This is a genomic window from Streptomyces sp. CC224B (genome assembly GCF_030010595.1).
GTDB lineage: Bacteria > Actinomycetota > Actinomycetes > Streptomycetales > Streptomycetaceae > Streptomyces > Streptomyces longispororuber.
This window is the reverse complement of sequence record NZ_JASCXL010000072.1, coordinates 14,793-34,396: the sequence shown is the minus strand read 5'-3', so window position 1 is coordinate 34,396 and position 19,604 is coordinate 14,793. Positions and strand designations below refer to the sequence as shown.

The following is a 19,604-nucleotide window of genomic DNA, read 5'->3' as shown; positions in this document are numbered from 1 at the left end:
GGAAGACATGTCCACCATCACCGAGGTCGAACTCTCCATCGGCGGCATGACCTGTGCCTCGTGTGCGGCGCGCATCGAGAAGAAGCTGAACCGCATGGACGGCGTCGAGGCGACCGTCAACTACGCCACCGAGAAGGCGAAGGTGAGCTTCGACGGGGACGGCGTCGCCGTCGCCGACCTGATCGCCACCGTGGAGGCCACCGGGTACACCGCGCAGGAACCCGCTCCACCCCGTACCGGGCCCGACGATCCGGGGGCCGCGGACGGCGGCGGGGACGGGGGCGACGACGAGCTGCGGCCGCTGCGGCAGCGGCTGGTCACCGCCGTGCTGCTGTCCGTGCCGGTCATCGCCATGGCGATGGTCCCGGCGCTCCAGTTCGAGTACTGGCAGTGGCTGTCCCTGACCCTGGCCGCGCCCGTGGTGACGTACGCCGCCTGGCCGTTCCACAGGGCGGCGGTCACGAACGCGCGGCACGGCGCGGCCACCATGGACACGCTGATCTCCGTCGGCACGTCGGCGGCGTTCCTGTGGTCGCTGTGGGCGCTGTTCTTCGGCTCGGCGGGCGAGCCGGGCATGACGCACGCCTTCGAGCTGACCGTCGAGCGCACCGACGGCGCAGGGAACATCTACCTGGAGGCCGCGGCCGGGGTCACCGCGTTCATCCTCGCCGGGCGGTACTTCGAGGCCCGGTCGAAGCGGAAGGCCGGGGCCGCGCTGCGGGCGCTCCTCGAGCTGGGCGCCAAGGACGTCACCGTCGTACGGGACGGCGCTGAAAAGAACGTTCTAGTCAGTGAGTTGGTCGTCGGCGACCTCTTCGTCGTCCGGCCCGGCGAGAAGATCGCCACCGACGGGCGCGTGGTCGAGGGCGCCTCCGCCGTCGACGCCTCCATGCTCACCGGCGAGTCCGTACCCGTGGAGGTCCGCCAGGGCGACACCGTCACCGGCGCGACCCTCAACGCCGGCGGGCGGCTCGTCGTCGAGGCCACCCGCGTCGGCGCCGACACCCAGCTCGCCCGCATGGCCAAGCTCGTCGAGGACGCCCAGAACGGCAAGGCCGCCGCCCAGCGCCTCGCCGACCGCGTCTCCGGCATCTTCGTACCCGTCGTCATCGCGCTCGCCGTCGCCACGCTCGGCTTCTGGCTCGGCAACGGCGCGGGGCTCACCGCCGCGTTCACCGCCGCCGTCGCCGTACTGATCATCGCCTGCCCCTGTGCGCTCGGCCTCGCCACCCCGACCGCCCTCATGGTCGGCACCGGGCGCGGCGCCCAGCTCGGCATCCTCATCAAGGGCCCGGAAGTCCTGGAGTCCACCCACCGCGTCGACACCGTCGTCCTGGACAAGACCGGCACCGTGACCACCGGCAGGATGACCCTGCTGGCCACACACACCGCCGAGGGCACGGACAAGGCCGACGTCCTGCGGCTCGCGGGCGCCCTGGAGCACGCCTCCGAACACCCCATCGCCCAGGCCGTCGCCTCCGGGGCCGCCGCCGAGGCGGGCCCGCTGCCCACGCCGGAGGACTTCGCGAACGTCGCCGGGCTCGGCGTCCAGGGCGTCGTCGAGGGGCACGCGGTGCTCGTCGGCCGCGAGCAACTGCTCGCCGACTGGGCCATGGAGCTCCCCGCCGGGCTCAAGCGGGCCAAGGAGGACGCCGAGGCGGCGGGCCGTACCGCCGTCGCCGTCGCCTGGGACGGCGAGGCGCGGGCCATCCTCGAGGTCGCCGACGCCGTGAAGGAGACCAGCGCCGAGGCCGTCCGCCGGCTGCGCGCCCTCGGCCTCACGCCGATGCTGCTGACCGGCGACAACCGCGCCGTCGCCGAGTCCGTCGCCGCCGAGGTCGGCATCGCGCCCGAGCACGTCGTCGCCGAGGTCCTGCCGCAGGACAAGGTCGACGTCGTCAAGCGGCTCCAGGCGGAGGGCCGCTCGGTGGCCATGGTCGGCGACGGCGTCAACGACGCGGCCGCCCTCGCCCAGGCCGACCTGGGGCTCGCGATGGGCACGGGCACCGACGCCGCCATCGAGGCCGGCGACCTCACGCTGGTCCGCGGCGACCTGCGCGCCGCCGCCGACGCGATCCGCCTCTCCCGCAGGACCCTCGGCACCATCAAGTCCAACCTGTTCTGGGCCTTCGCCTACAACGTGGCCGCGCTGCCGCTCGCCGCCGCCGGACTGCTCAACCCGATGATCGCGGGCGCCGCCATGGCCTTCTCCTCGGTCTTCGTGGTCGGCAACAGCCTGCGGCTGCGCGGTTTCCAGCCACTGAGCTGACGCGTCCCGGCCCGCATGGCCTGATCACCCCGGTGCGCGCCCCCGGTCGGCGGGCGCGCGCCGGGGTGGTCCGCGCGTACTCTGGTAATTGGACTAGACCTGTGTTTCTGTGGTCGCCGCCGAGGTGAACGTCGCCGCCGGTACGCCCCCACAGGCCCGAAGGAAGGCACCCATGAGCAAGCGCGCACTCCTGGAGGTGATCGCCCTCGACGCCGAGGACGCCGTCGCGGCCCAGGCCGGAGGGGCGGACCGCCTCGAACTGGTCACCGACATGGCCGCCGACGGCCTCACGCCGTCCCGCGCGGACTTCGCCGCGATCCGCGCCGCCGTGGACATCCCGCTGCGCGTGATGCTGCGCCTCGCCGACGGCTTCGCCGCGGGCGACGTCGCCGAGCTGGTACGCCGGGCGCGGGAGCTGCGGGCCGAGGGCGCCGACGAGTTCGTGCTCGGCTTCCTCGACGAGACGGGCGCGGCCGACATGGGTGCCGTCGAGGCCGTCGTCGACGCGCTCGACGGGTGCCGCTGGACCTTCCACCGGGCCATCGACCGGGCCGCCGACCGCGACGCCCTGCGCAAGCAGCTCGCGGACCTGCCCGGCCTCGACACGTACCTCACGGCGGGGGCCGCGGGCGGGGTCGACGAGGGGCTGCCCACGCTGGTCGCCGAGGCCGCGCGGGGCGGGGAGCCGGGGTACGGGCCCACCGTGCTTGTGGGCGGGGGGCTGCGGCTCGAGCATCTGCCGCGGCTGCGGGGGGCCGGCCTCAGGGCCTTCCACATCGGCGGGGCCGCTCGGCCCCAGGGCTGGGGCGGGCCGCTCTCAACCGAAGCAGTGGCCACCTGGCGCACCGCCCTGGACACCCACTAGGCCTTGCCTCCCGCCCACCCGCCCGCCCGTTCCTGCCCTGGAGTCCGGTGCGGGTAGGGCCTCTTTCCCACCCGCCCGTGCCTGCCCTGGAGTCCGGTGCGGATAGGGCCTCTTTCCCACCCCCCCGCCCGTTCCTGCCCTGGGGGCTGGTGCGGGTATGGGCGCCTCGGCGGGGCGGTGGCGATGGCGCTCGGGCCTGGTGTCCCGAAGACCTTTCCCACCCACCCGCCCGTTCCTGCCCTGGGGGCTGGTGCGGGTATGGGCGCCTCGGCGGGGCGGTGGCGATGGCGCTCGGGCTTGGTGTCCTGGAGACCTATCCCGCCCGCCCGCCCGTGTCTGCCCTGGAGTCCGGTGCGGGTGGGGCCTTCTTGGCGGGGCGGTGGTGATGGCGCTCGGGCTTGGTGTCCCGGAGGCCTTTCCCACCCGCCCGCCCGTGTCTGCCCTGGGGGCTGGTGCGGGTGGGGCCTTCTTGGTGGGGCGGTGGTGATGGCGCTCGGGCTTGGTGTCCCGAAGACCTTTCCTACCCGCCCGCCCGTTCCTGCCCTGTCGGTGAGGTGCGGGCAGGGGCTCTCCCGTTCGGATGGTGTTGGGCTTGGAGCTGGTGGTCCCTGGACCTTTCCACCTGCTCGCCCGTTCTGTCTTGGGGGTTGGGGGGGCAGGTGCGGGTGGGGTTTCCTTGCGAACCCTTCCCCCGCCCGCCCGTTGGGGTGGCGAGGGGGGCGAACTTCGGGTTGATGGGTTGATGGCCTGGAGACTTTGCCGTTTGCCTGCGGGCGACTGCTTTGTGGCGGGGGCGGGGGAGGGCTTGCCCAGTGGGGCGGTTTCTCCCACCCGCCCGCCTGTTTTCGCCTGGGGGTGTCGCTGGGGAGTTACGGGTGGGTGGGTGGGAAAGGAGTCGCCAAGGCGGTGGCTGGGGTGTGGTGGGGGGTCGCGCGTCGAGGGATGGGCTGCGGCTTGGGGTGGGGCTGTACGGGCGGGTGGGTGGGAAAGGTTTCGCCGGAGCGGCGCTCAGCCATTGCGCACGGCCAGAGCCAAGCCGCCCCACCCCGGCGAGGGGCCGTCACGGGCGGGTGGGGGGAAAGCCCCCGCCCCGCGCGGCCGCGGCCGCGGCCCCGGTTCACCGCAGAGGCTCCGGCAGCGGTGCCGAGTGCAGGACGGTGAGGCCGGACACCGCCCGGGTCAGGGCCACGTACAGGCGGCGCAGCCCGGTGCGCTCATCGGGCTCGCCCCCCACCACGGCAGCAGGCTCGTCCAGTACCACGTAGTCGTACTCGAGCCCCTTGGCCAACGAGGCCGGCACCAGCGTGAGCCGGACGTCGGGGGTGGTCTCCTCGCCCGGGGCGAGGTACGCGACGCCCGCCGCGTCCAGCGCCGCCGCCAGCACCGGCACCCGCGCGTCCGCCGCGATGAGCCCGACCGACCCCTCCCGCCGCAGCGACGCGGCGCACGCGTCGAGCACCGCCGCGACCAAGGCCTCCGCCCCGCCCCCGCCGCCCCCGCCGGCCCCGCCGGCTTCGCGCACCACCAGCGCCCCGGGCGACTGCCGCACCGACTCCACCGCCGTCAGACCGGGCGCGATCGCCGGCAGCAGCCGGGACGCGTACGCGATGACCTCGCGCGGCACGCGGAAACCCGCGGTCAGCTCCTCCACCGCCGCGTCCGCCTTGCCCAGGTGGCCGAGCGCCTCGGCCCAGCTCCGGGTCGCCCAGGGCGTGGTGCCCTGGGCGAGGTCGCCGAGGACGGTGACCGAGCCGGTCGTGCAGCGGCGGCCCACCGCGCGGTACTGCATGGGCGACAGGTCCTGCGCCTCGTCGAGGACCACGTGGCCGAGGGAGTGGGTGCGGGCCACCAGGTCCGCGGCCTCGTCGACCAGCACGGCGTCCGCCGCGGACCACTTGGCGCTCTTCGCCGTCCGCGGGGGCTTCGCCCACAGGATCGCCTTCTGCTCCTCCTCCGTGAGGACACCCGCCGCGTGCGCGGCGAGGAACTCCGCGTCGGACAGCAGCCGGTGCACCAGCTTCGCCGGGTCCACCGGCGGCCAGATCGCCTTGACGGCCGCCTTCACCGCCGGGTTGCGGGCCACCGCGTCCTGCACACGGTCGTCGGGGGCCTCCCCGGCCTGCTCCATCCGCACGAGCACGGCGTGCGCGATCCGCTGCGGCAGCGCCTCGCGCGCGGCCCCGTACCGCATGTCGCGGTCCAGCAACTCCCGTACGATCTCCTCCACTTCGTACGACGGTACGCGCCAGCGCCGCGAGCCCCGTACGACCACGACGCCCTCGGTGGGCGGCGTGACGTGCGAGCGGACGGCGCGCCGCAGCACCTCGGCCATGCGGGCGTCGCCCTTGACGACGGCGGCCGCGGTGTCGTCCGCGCCCCGCACCTCCACGTGCGCGACGAGGTCGTCGACCGTCGCCTGCTTCACCTCCAGCTCGCCGAGGGCGGGCAGCACCTGCTCGATGTAGTGGAGGAAGGAACGGTTCGGCCCGATGACGAGCGTCCCGGTGCGGGCGAGCCGCTCGCGGTGGGCGTAGAGGAGGTACGCGACGCGGTGCAGGCCGACCGCCGTCTTGCCGGTGCCCGGGCCGCCCTGCACGCACACCGACCCGGCGAGCCCGCTGCGGACGATCTCGTCCTGCTCCGGCTGGATCGTCGCCACGATGTCCCGCATCGGGCCCACGCGCGGCCGTTCGATCTCCTGCTGGAGCAGCTTGCTGACCTGCTCGGCCTCGGCCGGGTCGGTGAGGTGCTCGTCCTCGTACGCGGTGAGGTCGCCGCCCGTGTACCCGAAGCGGCGGCGCAGCGCGACGTCCATCGGGTCCTTCTTGGAGGCCCGGTAGAAGGGCTGCGAGACGGGCGCGCGCCAGTCGACGACCATGGGGTCGCCCGCGGCGTCGTGCACGTGCCGCCGCCCGATGTAGAACGTCTCGCCGTCCGCGCCCTCGGCCTCCTCCGCGCCCGGCGCGTACAGGTAGTCGAGGCGGCCGAAGAACAGCGGCGTGTGCGCGAGGTCCGCCAGGGCCTTGATCCGCTCGTCGATCTGTCCGCGCAGGACCTCGGCGTTGACCCAGTTCGCGGTGACGTCCTTGATGTCCAGGGCCTCGACGTCCTCGCGCATGGCGCGCAGCGCGGCGCGGGACGCGGTGAGGTGGGCCCGCTCGCGGGCGAGGGGGTCGGCGGGTGCGGCGTTCACGGGGCTGCCTCCGGTGCGGGACGTACGCGGTGCGTGGCTGAGGGCCGCCGGTTTCCGACCGGACGGCGGCGCTCCGTGGGAGGGAGGCGGGGAAGGAGGCATCCTAGTGAGCACCCCGTGGCGGCACCAACGAATTTCCCCCCGGCCCTTCCCGGGCCCAGGGCCCGGGCCGCCCGATCCCCCGCTTCCTCCCGAGGTAAACCCCGACATATCCCTGAGACGCCCCTCAGGGGCGCGCTCCATCCGAAGGTGTAGGGCGCGCCGGTCTGGAGTCGTACCGGGGGAGCGGGTGGTTGGACCCGCAGGCCGATGTGCGGGACGGGGTGGAGGACGACGATGGAGACATGAGCAGCGCAGTCATCACCCCCGCGTCCCTGTCCGCCACGTCCGGCGCGTCCCGCCACGCCGACGGCACGCCGGCCGCCACCGAGGCCCACCGCCCGCACCGCGTCGGCGACGCCCTGCGCGCGGCGAAGGTCTTCATGGGCGCGGTCATCGGCGTCGTCGTCCTCGGGGAGTACGCGGAGGAGGCAGGAGTCCACCGCCGCTGACCCCTCCCCCCGAACCAAGACCTTCGGCCCCCCCGCACCGGGCCACGACCCCACCACCGAACAAGCCACGCCCACCCCGGCTCCACAGGGCCACAGCCCCACCGACCGAGCCGCGTTCAACCCGGCGCCCGCGCCGAGCCGCACGCAGCCCACCGAGCGAGCCGCGCCCGCCTCGGCCGCACCGGGCCACAGTCCCGCCGAGCAAGCCGTGCCCACCCGGGCCGTACCGGGCCGCAGCCCGAGCGAGCAAGGCGTGCCCGCCCCGGCCGCACCGGCCCGCAGTCCCGCCTACCGAGCCGCGCCCACCCGGCCCCTCGCCCCGCCAGCCCAACCCCACCCGACCACAGCCCTAGCCCGCGCCGAGCCCCACCCCCGCCGGACCGAGCCCCCCGTCGAGCCCCGCCCCCGCCAGGGCCGAGCCCCGCACGTCCCGGCCCGGCAGGGCCCCCGCTCCGCTAGGGTCGCGCCGTGTCCTCACGGCAAGTGACCGTCGGCACGCCCGCCGTAGTGGGCGCCTGGCTCCTTCTCGCCCTCTCCTGCACCGCCCTCGCGGCCCTGTGCGCCGTGCGCGGCCTGCCCATGGCAGACGCCGTCGTGTATCGCGCCGAGGGAGCGGCCGTCGCCGAAGGCCGCGACCTGTACGGCTTCACGGTCACCGAGTGGGACCTGCCCGCCACGTACCCGCCCTTCGCCGCGCTCCTGTTCGTGCCGGCGGCCTGGCTGCCGCTGCCCGTCCTGAAGGCGGCGTTCCTCGTCGGCAACACCGCCCTCCTCGCCCTGCTGACCCGGCTGTCCCTCACCTGTGCGGGCCTGCCCCGGCGGCCCGGGGCCGTGCCCGCCGCGACCGCCCTGTTCCTGTGGCTCGAACCGGTCTTCCAGACGGTCCTGTTCGGACAGGTCAACCTCGCCCTCGCCTGCCTGGTCCTGTGGGACCTGACCCGGCCCGACGGCGCTCCGGGCAAGGGCGCCGCCCTCGGCGTGGCCGCCGGGATCAAGCTCACCCCCGCGCTCCTCATCGCCTACCTCGTCCTGGCCCGCCGCCAGCGCGAGGCGGCCACGGCCACGGCGGCGCTCGCGGGCACGGTGCTCGTCGGCGCGCTCGCCCTGCCCGCCGCCAGCGTCGACTTCTTCACCCGCCGCCTGTACGAGACCGAGCGCGTCGGCAAGGCGTGGATCGTCGACAACCAGTCCCTCCAGGGCCTCGCCGCCCGCGTCCTGCACACTCCCGACCCCGGCCCGGCCTGGCTCCTGCCCGCCGCGGCCGTCGCGGCGGCCGGGCTGTGGCTCGCGGCCCGCGCGGCCACCCCGGCCCGCGCGGTCCTCCTCGCCGCGGGCACGGCCCTGCTCGTCTCACCGATCAGCTGGTCCCACCACTGGGTGTGGTGCGTGCCGCTGCTCGCGGTACTGGCCGCGGAGCGCCGGTACCGCCTCGCGGCGGCGGTGGCGGCCCTGTTCACGGCCCGCACCCTGTGGCTCGTCCCGCACCAGGGCGACCGCGACCTCCACCTGCCCTGGTGGCACCAGCCACTGGCGGCGCCGTACCCGCTCCTCGGCCTCCTGCTCCTGCTCACGGCGGCGGCCGCGGGACCTGCCTCCGGCCTCAGACCTCGTACGCGGGCAGCAGCGAGAGCCGCGGCAGGCTCACGTGGCGCGGGCGGGTGACGGCGAAGGCGATCAGCTCGGCGACGTCCGTGCCCGTGGGCAGCGGGCCGAGGGCGGCGACGGCCTCCTGGACGGCGCTGGTGAGCGCGGGGTCGCCGAGGTGGTCGCGGAGCTCGGTGTCGACGGCGCCGGGCTCGACGGCGGTGACCCGTACGTCCTTCGGGGCCAGCTCCGCGCGGAGGTTGCGCAGCAGGTGGCTCACGGCCGCCTTGGACGCGGCGTAGCCGCCGAAGCCGGGCAGGACGGTGTCCGCGGCGGCGGAGGAGATCGTGACCAGGTCGGCGTGGCCCCGCTCGGCGGCCGCCGCGACCAGGTCGGGGACGAACGCCTCGATGACGGCGAAGGCTCCGCCGACGTTCACGTCGATCATGCGCCGCCAGGTGTCGCCGCCCCGGCCGAGGTGGTCCGGCAGGGCGAGGCCCGCGTTGTTGACGAGGAGGTCGGCCCGGCCGAACTCGGCGCGTACCCGCTCGGCGGCGGCCGTGACCGCGGCCGGGTCCGTCACGTCCGCCGGGACGGCGAGCGCGGTGCCGCCCGCGGCCTCGATCCCGGCGACGTGCCCGGCGAGGCGGTCGGCGCGGCGGGCGAGCAGGGCGACCCGGGCACCCCGCGCGGCCAGCAGCCGGGCGGTGGCCTCCCCGATGCCACTGGAGGCGCCGGTGACGACGGCGACGCGGCCCGCGAGCGGCAGGACGGTGGAGTCGGAGCTGGTGGTGGCAATGGTCATCGGTGTCTCCCGGAGTCGGCGCGGGCTGTCCCGCGGTCGGTACGCGTCCGACTCTGCGCCGCCCGGCCACCCGTACCCAGGGCTCGGCCCGACCCTGGGTCTGCGAGAACCAGGCTGACCGGGGCTCCGGCCGAGGGGCCGGACCGGCCGGGGCGGCGTCGCGGAGAATGAGCCCATGGACTTCCGCGCCGAACTCGCCAGTTTCCTGAAGACGCGCCGGGCCCGGCTGCGCCCGGAGGACCTGGGCGTGCGCCCCTTCGGCGGGCGCCGCCGCGTGCCCGGGCTGCGCCGGGAGGAGCTGGCCGAGCTCGCCGGGGTCAGCATGGACTACTACACGCGCCTGGAACAGGGCCGGACGCAGAACGTCTCGGACGGCGTCCTCGACGCCGTCGCCCGCGTGCTGCGGCTCGACGCCACCGAGCGCGCCCACCTCGGCAACCTGGTACGCGCCCTGCGCCACTCCTCCGGCCCCGGCCCCGGCGCCCGGCCGGGACCGGACCCCCGGCCGGTCCGCGAGGGCGTCCGCGTCCTGCTGCGCGCCCTCGACGGCGTACCGGCGTACGTCCTCGGCCCCCGGCTCGACGTCCTCGCCGCCAACGCCCTGGCGCGGGCCCTGTTCGGCGACATGGACGCGGGGCCCGCCGACCGCCGCAACGTGGCCTGGCGGATCTTCCTCGACCCGGGCGCGCGCGAGCTGTACGCCGACTGGGAGGAGGCCGCGCGCGACACCGTCGTGGCGCTGCGCCTGGACCTGGGCCGCCACGCCTGCGACGACCGGCTCTGCGGGCTCCTCGGCGAACTCTCCGTCCGCAGCGAGGACTTCCGCCGCCTGTGGGCCGAGCACCAGGTGCGCGAGACCACCCACGGCACGCTGCGGCTGCGCCACCCCCGCGCCGGCACCCTCCTCCTCCACCGCGAGGAACTCCAGGTGGCAGGCGCCCCCGGCCAGACCCTGGTCACCTACGCCGCGGACCCCGGCTCCCCGACGGCGGACGCCCTCACCCTCCTGACGATGACGCACACCGACCGGACCGCTCCCAGCCCGTCCGGCGTCTGAGGACGAGGCGCGGAGCGCCGAAAGAAGCGGGGGAGAGGGGCGCAGCCCCCTGTACAGCCCCGCTCACTCCGCGAGCAGCGAATCCGCGTCGATGATGCGGTAGGCGTACCCCTGCTCCGCCAGGAACCGCTGGCGGTGGGCCGCGAAGTCCTGGTCGATGGTGTCGCGCGCGACCACGGAGTAGAAGTGCGCCTGGTGGCCGTCGGCCTTGGGGCGCAGCACGCGGCCGAGCCGCTGGGCCTCCTCCTGCCGGGACCCGAAGGTGCCGGACACCTGGATGGCGACGGTCGCCTCGGGCAGGTCGATGGAGAAGTTCGCGACCTTGGAGACGACGAGGACGGAGATCTCGCCCTCGCGGAACGCGTCGAAGAGCTTCTCGCGCTGCGCGTTCGACGTCTCGCCCTTGATCACGGGCGCGTCCAGGTGCTCGCCGAGCTCGTCGAGCTGGTCGATGTACTGGCCGATGACGAGGATCTGCTGGCCCGCGAACTTCCGCACGATCGCCTCGGTGACCTTCCGCTTGGTCGCCGTCGTCGCGCAGAAGCGGTACTTCTCCTCGGCCTCGGCGGTGGCGTACGCGAGCCGCTCGCTGTCGGTGAGGTCGACGCGCACCTCCACGCAGTCGGCGGGCGCGATGTAGCCCTGCGCCTCGATCTCCTTCCACGGGGCGTCGAAGCGCTTGGGCCCGATGAGCGAGAACACGTCGGACTCGCGGCCGTCCTCGCGGACCAGGGTGGCGGTCAGGCCGAGGCGGCGGCGCGCCTGGAGGTCGGCGGTGAACTTGAAGACGGGCGCGGGCAGCAGGTGCACCTCGTCGTAGAGGATGAGGCCCCAGTCCCGGGAGTCGAACAGCTCCAGGTGCGGGTAGATCCCCTTCCGCCGCGTCGTCAGGACCTGGTACGTGGCGATGGTGACCGGCCGGATCTCCTTCTTCGTGCCGCTGTACTCGCCGATCTCGTCCTCGGTCAGGGACGTCCGCCTGACCAGCTCGTGCTTCCACTGCCGGGCCGAGACGGTGTTGGTGACCAGGATGAGCGTGGTCGCCTTGGCCTCGGCCATGGCACCGGCGCCGACGAGGGTCTTGCCCGCGCCGCAGGGCAGTACGACGACGCCGCTGCCGCCGTGCCAGAAGTTCTCCACGGCCTGCCGCTGGTAGGGGCGCAGCGCCCAGCCGTCCTCGGCCAGGTCGATCGCGTGGGCCTCGCCGTCGACGTACCCGGCGAGGTCCTCGGCGGGCCAGCCCAGCTTCAGCAGCGTCTGCTTGATCTGGCCGCGCTCGGAGGGGTGCACGGCCACGGTGTCCGGGTCGATCCGGGCGCCCACCAGGGGCTGGACCTTCTTCGACCGGAGGATCTCCTCAAGGACCGGCCGGTCGGTGCTGGTGAGCACGAGCCCGTGCACCGGGTGCTTGCTGAGGGTGAGCCGCCCGTACCGGGCCATCGTCTCGGCCACGTCGACGAGCAGCGCGTGCGGCACCGGGTAGCGGGAGAACTCCACCAGGGCGTCCACGACCTGCTCCGCGTCGTGCCCCGCCGCCCGCGCGTTCCACAGCCCGAGCGGCGTCACCCGGTACGTGTGGATGTGCTCGGGGGCGCGCTCCAGCTCGGCGAACGAGGCGATGGCGCGCCGGCAGGCGTCGGCCTGCTCGTGGTCGACCTCCAACAGGAGGGTCTTGTCCGACTGGACGATGAGGGGTCCGTTCACGTCTTCGGGGCCCTTTCGCAGGAGGTCCGGCCGGTCGGCCGTCGCAGGCGCGGCCGGTCGGCCGCTGGTGATCGGCCGCTCGGCCAACTCTCCAGTGTGCCGCATGGCGCCCCGGTGGCGGGACGCCATGATCGGCCGGGCCGGGCTCAGCCCGCCACGGCGGCGAGGTGCGCGGCGAGGAGCTCGTGGCCCTCGGGCCCGGGGTGGAGGCCGTCGACGAGCAGGTCGGGGCGGTCGCGGAGGGGCTCCGTCTGCCTCCTTGTCGGGGTCCGCGTCTGCCTCCGCTGCCGGAGCCCGCGTCCGCCCCCCCCGGCCGGGGCCCGTCCCCCCGGTGCTGGCGCCCCCGTCCGCCCCGGCGCCGATGTCGTGTCCGGTCCGCTGCCAGGGGCCATGTCCGCCCCGGCGCCGAGCACCCCTCCGTGCCGGGCACCCCGCACCGCCGGCACCCCGCGGAGCGCCCGGTGAGGGCCACGCCAGGGTCGTGGGGCCCTGGACCCGGGGCGGGGACCGGCTACCGTTGCCAGGATGAGCACCCCCGATGCGCCTCGTTCCCTGGCGGAAGCCCTTCGGGCGAGTGACGACGCGAGGCTCGTCGCGCTGCTGCGGGCCCGGCCCGACCTCGTCAGCCCCGTGCCGAACGACCTGACGCAGCTCGCCACGCGCGCCGGCACCCGGGCCTCGGTCGTACGGGCCCTGGAGCGGCTGGACCGGTTCGCGCAGCAGGTCGCGGAGGCCCTGGCGGTGGCGTCGGACCCGGCGCCCTACGAGGAGCTGGCCGGGCTGCTCGCCGAGGCGCCGCGCGCGGCGCTCGACCGGGCCCTCGCCACCCTGCGCGAACAGGCCCTCGTCTGGGGCCCCGACGACCGGCTGCGGCTGGTGCGCACCGCCCGCGAACTGCTCGCCCCGGCCCCGCAGCGGCCCTCGCCGACGGGGCTCGGGCCGACCGTCGCCGAGGCCACCGCGGGCATGTCGCCGGGGCGGGTGCAGAGCCTCGTCACGGCCGCGGGCCTGCCCTCCACGCACGACGCGGTGTCGGCCGTGGAGTCGCTGACCGCGCTGTTCACCGACGCGCGGCGGATGTCCGCGCTGCTCGACGGGGCGCCCGCCGAGTCCGTGGAGGTGCTGTCCCGCCTGGTGTGGGGGCCGCCCTACGGCCAGGTCACCGCCGACCCGGCGCCGCACCTGCGCTGGCTGCTCGACCGGGGCCTGCTCCTCCCGACCGCCCCGGGCACGGTCGTGCTGCCCCGGGAGGCCGCCCTGCACCTGCGCGGCGGGCGCGCCCACCGCGACCTGGAGCCGACGCCGCCGGAGGTGGCGGTCGCCCGCGAGCACCGCCCCCAGGTGGTGGACGCGACCGCCGCGGGACAGGCGTACACCGCGCTGGCCACCGTCGAGGAGCTGCTGAAGGACTGGGACGAGGGCGGCCCCGCCGTGCTGCGCGCCGGCGGCCTGAGCGTACGGGACCTGAAGCGGACCGCCACCGCCCTGGACGTGCCGGAGCCGCAGGCCGCGTTCTGGGTCGAACTGGCCTACGTGGCCGGGCTCCTCGCCGCCGACGGCGAGCCCGACGAGCGGTACGCCGCCACGCCCGCCTACGACTCCTGGCTGGAGCTGCCCGCCCCCGAGCGCTGGGCGCGCCTCGCCTCCGCCTGGCTGGCCTCCACCCGGACGCCCGGCCTGGTCGGCGGCCGCGACGCGAAGGACCGCACCCTGTCCGCGCTCGGGCCCGGCCTGGACCGCTCGGCCGCGCCCGAGGTGCGGCACCGCGTGCTGGCCCTCCTGGGCGCGCTGCCCGACGGCGCCGCCGCCGAGCCCGAGTCGGTCCTGGCCCGGCTGCGCTGGGAGCGGCCCCCCGGCCGGGGCGCCTCCGACCTGCGCGCCCAGCTCGCCCGGTGGGCCCTGGCGGAGGCGGAGTCGCTCGGCGTCACGGGCCGCGGAGCCCTCGCGTCCCACGGCCGGGTCCTGCTCGGCGACACCTCCGCCCAGGCCCCGCTCCGCGGCGGCTCCGCCCCCGCCCACCCGGCCACCCCCCTCGGGCACCCGGACGGCGAAGCCCCCGCCGAACGCGCCACGCGCGCCGAACGCGCCACCGCCGTCCACGAGGCCGCCCGCCTCCTCGCCCCCCTCCTGCCCGAACCCCTCGACCACGTCCTCCTCCAGGCCGACCTCACCGCCGTGGCCCCCGGCCCGCTGAGGCGGCCCCTCGCGGACGCCCTCGCCGTGCTCGCCGACGTCGAGTCCAAGGGCGGCGCCACTGTCTACCGGTTCACGCCGGGCTCGGTGCGGCGCGCGCTCGACGCCGGGCAGAGCGCGTCCGACCTGCACGCCTTCCTCGCCGCGCACTCCCGTACGCCCGTCCCGCAGCCGCTCACGTACCTCATCGACGACGTGGCCCGCCGCCACGGCCACCTGCGCGTCGGCGCCGCCTCCGCGTACGTGCGCTGCGACGACGAGGGCGTGCTCGACGAGATCCTCGCCGACAAGCGGGCCCAGGGGCTGCGGCTGCGGCGCCTCGCGGGCACCGTGCTCGCCGCGCAGGCCGAACCGGCCGCGCTCCTCGACGGGCTGCGCGCCATGGGCTTCGCGCCCGCCGCCGAGAGCGCCGAGGGCGACGTCCTCGTCACCCGCGCGCACAGCCACCGCACCCCGCCGCGCACCCCGCCCGAGCCGGTGCCCGACGGGCCGCCGCTGCCCGACGACCGGCTCGGCGCGTACACGGCCGCCGCCGTGCGCGCCATCCGCGCCGGCGACCTCGCCTCCACCGCGCCGCGCAAGCCCGTCCACGCCACGGCGCCCGGCGACCTGCCGCGCACCACGTCCGCCGACACCCTCGCCACCATGCAGGCCGCCGTCCTCACCGGGGAGGCCGTCTGGATCGGCTACGTCAACGCCGACGGCGCCGCCAGCCAGCGCGTCATCGCCCCCATCCGGGTCGAGGGCGGGTTCGTCACGGCGTACGACCACACGGCCGACGAGGTGCGGACGTACCCGCTGCACCGCGTCACGGGGGTCGCCGAGCTCGCCGACGGCTGACGGCCGGCCCCGCTGACGGTACGTCACCGGCCGTTCGCGGGGACGCGGTACCGTCGGTGTCCGGGCCCACCTCAACACCGCAGCCCCGGAGGGTACTTCGTGGGGATCGAGAGCGACCAGCTCGTCTTCGACTACTTGAGCCGCGTCGGCGACCTCGCCCAGCAGCGCCAGCTGTCGTCCGCCGCCCGGATGCGGCTCGTCGCCGACCTGCGCGGCGAGATCGACCGCCGCCGCGCCAAGGGCGCCGACAGCCCCGCCGCCGTCCGCCGCATCCTGGACCGCATCGGCACCCCGGAAGAGCTGGTCAGCGCCGCGGCGGACCCCTCGGGCGAGCCCGTGGCGCCCGCCCCGCCCGCCGCCGCCCCGCCCGAGCCGAAGCGCCCCCGCCTCGCCGTGCCCCGGCCCCGGCTCGCCGTGCCGCGCCTCGCGGTGCCCCGCCCGCGCAAGGCCTCCGGGACGACCGGCCCGGCCGCGCCCACGGGGCCCGCCGAACCGGTACGGCCCGCCCCCGAGCCGCGACCCGCCCCGCCCCACCTCGCGGGCACCGACGAACTGGGCGACGGCGGCGCCGACCTGCGGCCCGACTGGTGGCGGGTGGAGCGCGTCCCGCTGGAGGGCGCGGACGCCGTGCCCGGGTTCGTGGGCGGCGTGGAGATCCCGGAGATGCTGAGGCGGCCGCCGCGCGACGGCGACGGCGAGGAGGCCGAGCAGCGGAAGGGGATCGCCGGGGCGCAAGGGGCGGCGCCCGTCGCGGACCCGGAGGGCGTCAGGACCCTCGGCGCCACCGACCCGCACCGGCCCGGCCCGCGGCCGTCCCTCACGAAGGGCCTCCTGAACGCGAGGAAGAACCGGGCCCCCGCGCCCGGCAGTGCCGCCGCCCCCGGTGCCGCCGCACCCGGCCAGGACCCCGCCGTGGAAGCCGCCCCCGCCGTGGCCGGCGCCCTCGCCGGTGTCCGCTCCCTGACCAACCCCGTCCTGCTCCTCGCCGCCCTCGCGCTCGTCGTGGGCGCCGTGATCGGCAACTGGTTCGCGCTCGGCGGCGGCTGGGTCGTGGCCTGGTTCTCGCGCAAGCTCAGCTCCGCCGAGAAGAAGGCCGCGGTGATCGCGCTGCCCGCGCTGGCCGTGGCGGGCGGCGTCGGCTGGCTGTGGGGGCGCGCGCAGGGCAAGTGGGGCGAGCCCATCGCCAAGGGGGAGATGAACGCCGCGATCGAGGTGACCTGGCCGTGGATCGTGCGGATCGCCGCCGTCGCCTCCGCCCTGTTCCTCGTGTGGCGCTCGCAGCGGACCCGGCCGGAGTAGCACGCACGGACGCGCGGCGGAGTGACCCGCCCGTGCGCGGCGGACGGGCCGCCCACGCCCGGCGGACGGCCCGGCCCGTACGAGGACGGACGGGCTGGCCCACACGACGGCGGGCTGGCCCACACGATGACGCGCGGGCCCGCCCACGCCCGGCGGGCGAGGCCCGCCCACGTGCCACGGACAGGCCTCGCCCACGCGCCACGGGCAGGCCCGCCCACACGCCACGGGCGGGCCCGTGCCGCTACTTCTTCTTCTTCGTCAGCAGCGTCCGCATCTCGTCCAGGATCTTGTCGGCCGCCGTGTAGCCGATGCCCTGGATCCACAGCTCGTCGTCGACGGCGTGGACGTTGCCGGACTTGACGGCCTTCATGTTCTTCCACAGGCCGCTGTTCACGGTCTGCGTCTGCTTGGCCTTCTTCGGATCGCCGTACGTGGACCGGAAGATGACGTCGGTGTCGGCGAGGTCGATCTTCTCGGGGCTCACGTCGTACGAGAAGCCGTCCTTGGCCTTCTTCGCGATGGGCGCCCGGCCGAGACCCACGTCCTTCAGGAGGGTGGCGATGTACGACTGCTCGCCGTAGATGCGGATGTCGGCGCCCTCGATGAAGCGCACCACGTTGACCTCGGTGGCCTTGGCCTTCGCGGGGCCGCCGACCGCTGTGGTGACCTCCTTGACGTGCGCGTCGTAGGCGGCGACGGCCTTCTTCGCCTCCGCCTTCCTGCCGAGCGCGTCGGCGTGCACCTGGAAGTTCTCCTTCCAGGGGTAGCCGGTGGTCTCCGTCATGACGGTCGGCGCGATCTTCTTCAGCGCGTCGTACTTCGCCCCGTGGCGGACCTTGGAGGTGAGGATGAGGTCCGGCTTCAGCCCGGCGATGACCTCCAGGTTGGGGTTCATCATCTCGCCGACGTCCTTGACGCCCTTGAGCTCGCCCTCGGGCAGATAGGAGGGGAAGCCGCCGGCGGCGTCGGCGTGGGTGGCGCCGACCGGCTTCACGCCGAGCGTGAGCGCGGAGTCCAGCTCGGCGGTGTCGAGCACCACGACCCGCTTCGGCGCCACGGGCACCTTCACGTCGCCCATGGCGGTCCTCACCACGTGCGTGCGGCCCGCGCCGGACTTCTCGCCGTCGTCGGACGAGCCGCACGCGGCCAGGGCGGGCAGGGCGAGGACGCCGGTCAGGGCGAGCGCGCCGGCGGTACGGGCGCGGCGGGGGGAAGCGGTCATGAGGGGGGCCTTTCGTCGAGGGAAGCGTCGTGGGGGGCGTGATGGGGGGTGTCGAGGGGGGTCTCGCGGGGGGTGCCGGGGGCGGGCTCGCGCTCCGCGGGGGCCTGCCAGGGCGCGGCGGGCACCACCAGCGGGGACCCCGTCACCGGGTCGGGGACGACCACGCACTCCAGGCCGAAGACGTCCCGCACGAGCTCCGCGGTGACGACGTCCGCGGGGGCGCCCTCCGCGACCACCCGGCCCTGCTTCATGGCAACGAGGTGGTCGGCGTACCGGGCGGCCTGGTTGAGGTCGTGCAGGACGAGGGCGACCGTGCGGCCCCGGTCGTGGTTCAACTGGCGTACCAGGTCAAGGACCTCGACCTGGTGCGCGATGTCCAGGTAGGTGGTCGGCTCGTCGAGGAGGAGCAGCTCCGTCTCCTGCGCGAGCGCCATGGCGATCCACACGCGCTGCCGCTGCCCGCCGGACAGCTCGTCCACGGACCGCTCGGCCAGCGCGGTCACGTCGGTGCGCTCCATGGCCTCGGTGACGGCCCGCTCGTCGGCGTCCGACCACTGCTGCCACCACCGCTGGTGCGGCTGGCGGCCGCGCGCCACCAGGTCCGCGACCGTGATGGCCTCGGGCGCGACCGGCGTCTGCGGCAGCAGCCCGATGCGCTGGGCGATGCGCCGCGTCGGCAGCTTCGCGAGCTCCTCGCCGTCGAGGAGGACGGCGCCGCCCCTGGGCTTGAGGAGCCGTCCGAGCGCGCGCAGCGTCGTGGACTTGCCGCAGGCGTTGGGGCCGACGACGACGGTGACCCGGCCGTCGGGGATCGCGAGGTCGAGGGCGTGCACGACCGTACGGTCCTCGTAGGCGAGGGTCAGCTCGCGCGCGCTCAGGCGGGCGCCGGTCTCGGCGGGGGCGGTCACGCGGTGCCTCCATTGCGGACGGTACGGCTGCGGACGATGAGCCAGATCAGGTACGGCGCGCCGATGGCGGCCGTGAGGACGCCCACCGGCAGCTCGGTCGGCGAGAACAGCCGCCGGGCCAGCAGGTCGGCGAGGACGACGACGAGCGCGCCGAGCAGCGCGGAGCCGGCCAGCGGGATCTGCGCGGTACGGGTGAGGCGCCGGGCGATCTGCGGGGCGAGCAGCGCCACGAAGTCGACGGGCCCGGCGGCGCCGGTCGCCACGGACGCGAGGACCACGCCGAGCAGCACGAGCCCGGTGCGCACCCGGCCGAGCCGGACGCCGAGCGCGGTCGCCGTGTCGTCGTCCATGGACACCGTGCGCTGGGCGCGGGCCGCCCAGGCCACGCCCGGGAGCAGCACCAGCAGCGTCAGGGCGAGGGGTTGGGCCTCGGGCCAGCCGCGGCCGTTGAGGGAGCCGGTCATCCAGATCTGCGCCTGCTGCGCGACGAGGTAGTCGCCCTTCGTCATGAAGAGCGTCGTCACCGACCGCAGGGCGATCGCGAAGCCGATGCCGATCAGCACGAAACGGGTGGCGTGCAGGCCGCCGCGCCACGCGAAGGCGTACACGAGCAGCGTGGCGAGGACACCGCCCGCCACGGACACGTACGGCAGCACCGTGTACGAGGTGAGGCCGAAGGTCATCGCGGCGACCGTGACGGCGCTCGCGCCCTGGCTGATCCCGATGATGTCCGGGCTGGCGAGGGGGTTGCGGGCGACGGTCTGGATGAGCGCGCCCGCGACGCCGAAGGCGGCGCCGACGAGGAGGCCGACGACCATGCGGGGTTCGCGGAGCGTGCCCACGATGAGCTCGTCGGGGGAGGGGTGCCCGAGGACGACCTTCAGGGCCTCGGCGGGCCGGACGAAGGTCTCGCCGACGCAGAGGGAGGCCAGGCAGGCGGCGGCCAGGAGGACCGCGAGGGCGGCGGCCACCGCCGTGGCCCTGCGGTGGACGAGGAAGGCGGCCTTCCCCAGGCGCAGGACGGCGTATCCGGCGGGGCGCACGCGGTGCGGGGCGGCCGGGGCCCCGCCCGGCTGTCCGGCCCGGCGGGACGACGGCCCGGAACGGGAGTCGA

The 19,604-nt window shown here is 75.7% G+C and carries 13 protein-coding genes; 7 read left to right on the top strand and 6 right to left on the bottom strand.

Annotated elements, in window-relative coordinates:
* Positions 1-7: 7 nt before the first annotated feature.
* Entirely contained in the window at positions 8-2,269 is a 2,262-nt protein-coding gene (locus tag QK440_RS26470; protein ID WP_282795722.1) for a heavy metal translocating P-type ATPase, read from the top strand.
* Positions 2,270-2,441: 172 nt separating this feature from the next.
* Complete coding sequence (locus QK440_RS26465; RefSeq protein WP_282795721.1) at positions 2,442-3,134, top strand: copper homeostasis protein CutC; 693 nt, start codon at positions 2,442-2,444, stop codon at positions 3,132-3,134.
* A 1,117-nt stretch (positions 3,135-4,251) separates the two neighbouring features.
* Here QK440_RS26465 and QK440_RS26460 read toward each other — a convergent pair.
* Positions 4,252-6,252, bottom strand: a complete 2,001-nt coding sequence (locus QK440_RS26460) for an AAA family ATPase (RefSeq protein ID WP_282795739.1) — start codon at positions 6,250-6,252, stop codon at positions 4,252-4,254.
* A gap of 419 nt (positions 6,253-6,671) precedes the next feature.
* Between QK440_RS26460 and QK440_RS26455 the strand changes: the two genes are divergently transcribed.
* Complete coding sequence (locus tag QK440_RS26455) at positions 6,672-6,878, top strand: hypothetical protein (protein ID WP_282795720.1); 207 nt, start codon at positions 6,672-6,674, stop codon at positions 6,876-6,878.
* Between the two features lie 579 nt (positions 6,879-7,457).
* Positions 7,458-8,540: a glycosyltransferase 87 family protein gene (locus tag QK440_RS26450; RefSeq protein WP_349239321.1), complete on the top strand. Its 1,083-nt coding sequence runs from the start codon at positions 7,458-7,460 to the stop codon at positions 8,538-8,540.
* On the opposite strand, the gene QK440_RS26445 is transcribed toward QK440_RS26450, so the two are convergent.
* Positions 8,479-9,267, bottom strand: coding sequence for an SDR family oxidoreductase (locus QK440_RS26445; RefSeq protein WP_282795718.1), 789 nt, complete (start codon positions 9,265-9,267; stop codon positions 8,479-8,481). The genes QK440_RS26450 and QK440_RS26445 overlap by 62 nt on opposite strands.
* 175 nt (positions 9,268-9,442) lie before the next feature.
* Here QK440_RS26445 and QK440_RS26440 point away from each other — a divergent pair, with 175 nt between their 5' ends.
* Positions 9,443-10,324: a helix-turn-helix transcriptional regulator gene (locus QK440_RS26440; protein WP_282795717.1), complete on the top strand. Its 882-nt coding sequence runs from the start codon at positions 9,443-9,445 to the stop codon at positions 10,322-10,324.
* A gap of 63 nt (positions 10,325-10,387) precedes the next feature.
* On the opposite strand, the gene QK440_RS26435 is transcribed toward QK440_RS26440, so the two are convergent.
* Positions 10,388-12,028 carry a DNA repair helicase XPB gene (locus tag QK440_RS26435; RefSeq protein ID WP_282795716.1) on the bottom strand — a complete coding sequence of 547 codons (1,641 nt, stop codon included), beginning with the start codon at positions 12,026-12,028 and terminating at the stop codon, positions 10,388-10,390.
* 525 nt (positions 12,029-12,553) lie between these two features.
* Between QK440_RS26435 and QK440_RS26430 the strand changes: the two genes are divergently transcribed.
* Together QK440_RS26430 and QK440_RS26425 are read left to right on the top strand one after the other, a co-directional pair.
* Positions 12,554-15,061 (top strand): helicase-associated domain-containing protein, encoded by a 2,508-nt coding sequence (locus tag QK440_RS26430; RefSeq protein WP_282795715.1) that lies wholly within the window; start codon positions 12,554-12,556, stop codon positions 15,059-15,061.
* A gap of 99 nt (positions 15,062-15,160) precedes the next feature.
* On the top strand, positions 15,161-16,360 hold the full coding sequence (locus QK440_RS26425) for a hypothetical protein (RefSeq protein ID WP_282795714.1): 1,200 nt from the start codon (positions 15,161-15,163) through the stop codon (positions 16,358-16,360).
* 241 nt (positions 16,361-16,601) lie between these two features.
* On the opposite strand, the gene QK440_RS26420 is transcribed toward QK440_RS26425, so the two are convergent.
* The 3 genes from QK440_RS26420 to QK440_RS26410 are packed head-to-tail and all read right to left on the bottom strand — an operon-like array spanning position 16,602 to position 19,533.
* Positions 16,602-17,582, bottom strand: coding sequence for an iron-siderophore ABC transporter substrate-binding protein (locus tag QK440_RS26420; RefSeq protein WP_282795713.1), 981 nt, complete (start codon positions 17,580-17,582; stop codon positions 16,602-16,604).
* Positions 17,579-18,490, bottom strand: coding sequence for an ABC transporter ATP-binding protein (locus tag QK440_RS26415; protein WP_282795712.1), 912 nt, complete (start codon positions 18,488-18,490; stop codon positions 17,579-17,581). Before QK440_RS26415 ends, QK440_RS26420 begins: the two co-directional genes overlap by 4 nt.
* The gene (locus tag QK440_RS26410; RefSeq protein WP_282795738.1) at positions 18,487-19,533 is read right to left on the bottom strand and encodes an iron ABC transporter permease; all 1,047 of its coding nucleotides are present in this window, start codon (positions 19,531-19,533) and stop codon (positions 18,487-18,489) included. Before QK440_RS26410 ends, QK440_RS26415 begins: the two co-directional genes overlap by 4 nt.
* Positions 19,534-19,604 lie beyond the last annotated feature (71 nt).

What these genes read in the sequence shown, in the direction of transcription:
- QK440_RS26455 (WP_282795720.1), top strand. Translation starts at nt 6,672, where the DNA reads ATGAGCAGCGCAGTCATCACCCCCGCGTCCCTGTCCGCCACGTCCGGC.
- QK440_RS26465 (WP_282795721.1), top strand. Translation starts at nt 2,442, where the DNA reads ATGAGCAAGCGCGCACTCCTGGAGGTGATCGCCCTCGACGCCGAGGAC.
- QK440_RS26445 (WP_282795718.1), bottom strand. Translation starts at nt 9,267, where the DNA reads ATGACCATTGCCACCACCAGCTCCGACTCCACCGTCCTGCCGCTCGCG.
- QK440_RS26440 (WP_282795717.1), top strand. Translation starts at nt 9,443, where the DNA reads ATGGACTTCCGCGCCGAACTCGCCAGTTTCCTGAAGACGCGCCGGGCC.
- QK440_RS26420 (WP_282795713.1), bottom strand. Translation starts at nt 17,582, where the DNA reads ATGACCGCTTCCCCCCGCCGCGCCCGTACCGCCGGCGCGCTCGCCCTG.
- QK440_RS26450 (WP_349239321.1), top strand. Translation starts at nt 7,458, where the DNA reads ATGGCAGACGCCGTCGTGTATCGCGCCGAGGGAGCGGCCGTCGCCGAA.
- QK440_RS26470 (WP_282795722.1), top strand. Translation starts at nt 8, where the DNA reads ATGTCCACCATCACCGAGGTCGAACTCTCCATCGGCGGCATGACCTGT.
- QK440_RS26430 (WP_282795715.1), top strand. Translation starts at nt 12,554, where the DNA reads ATGAGCACCCCCGATGCGCCTCGTTCCCTGGCGGAAGCCCTTCGGGCG.
- QK440_RS26460 (WP_282795739.1), bottom strand. Translation starts at nt 6,252, where the DNA reads ATGCGCGAGGACGTCGAGGCCCTGGACATCAAGGACGTCACCGCGAAC.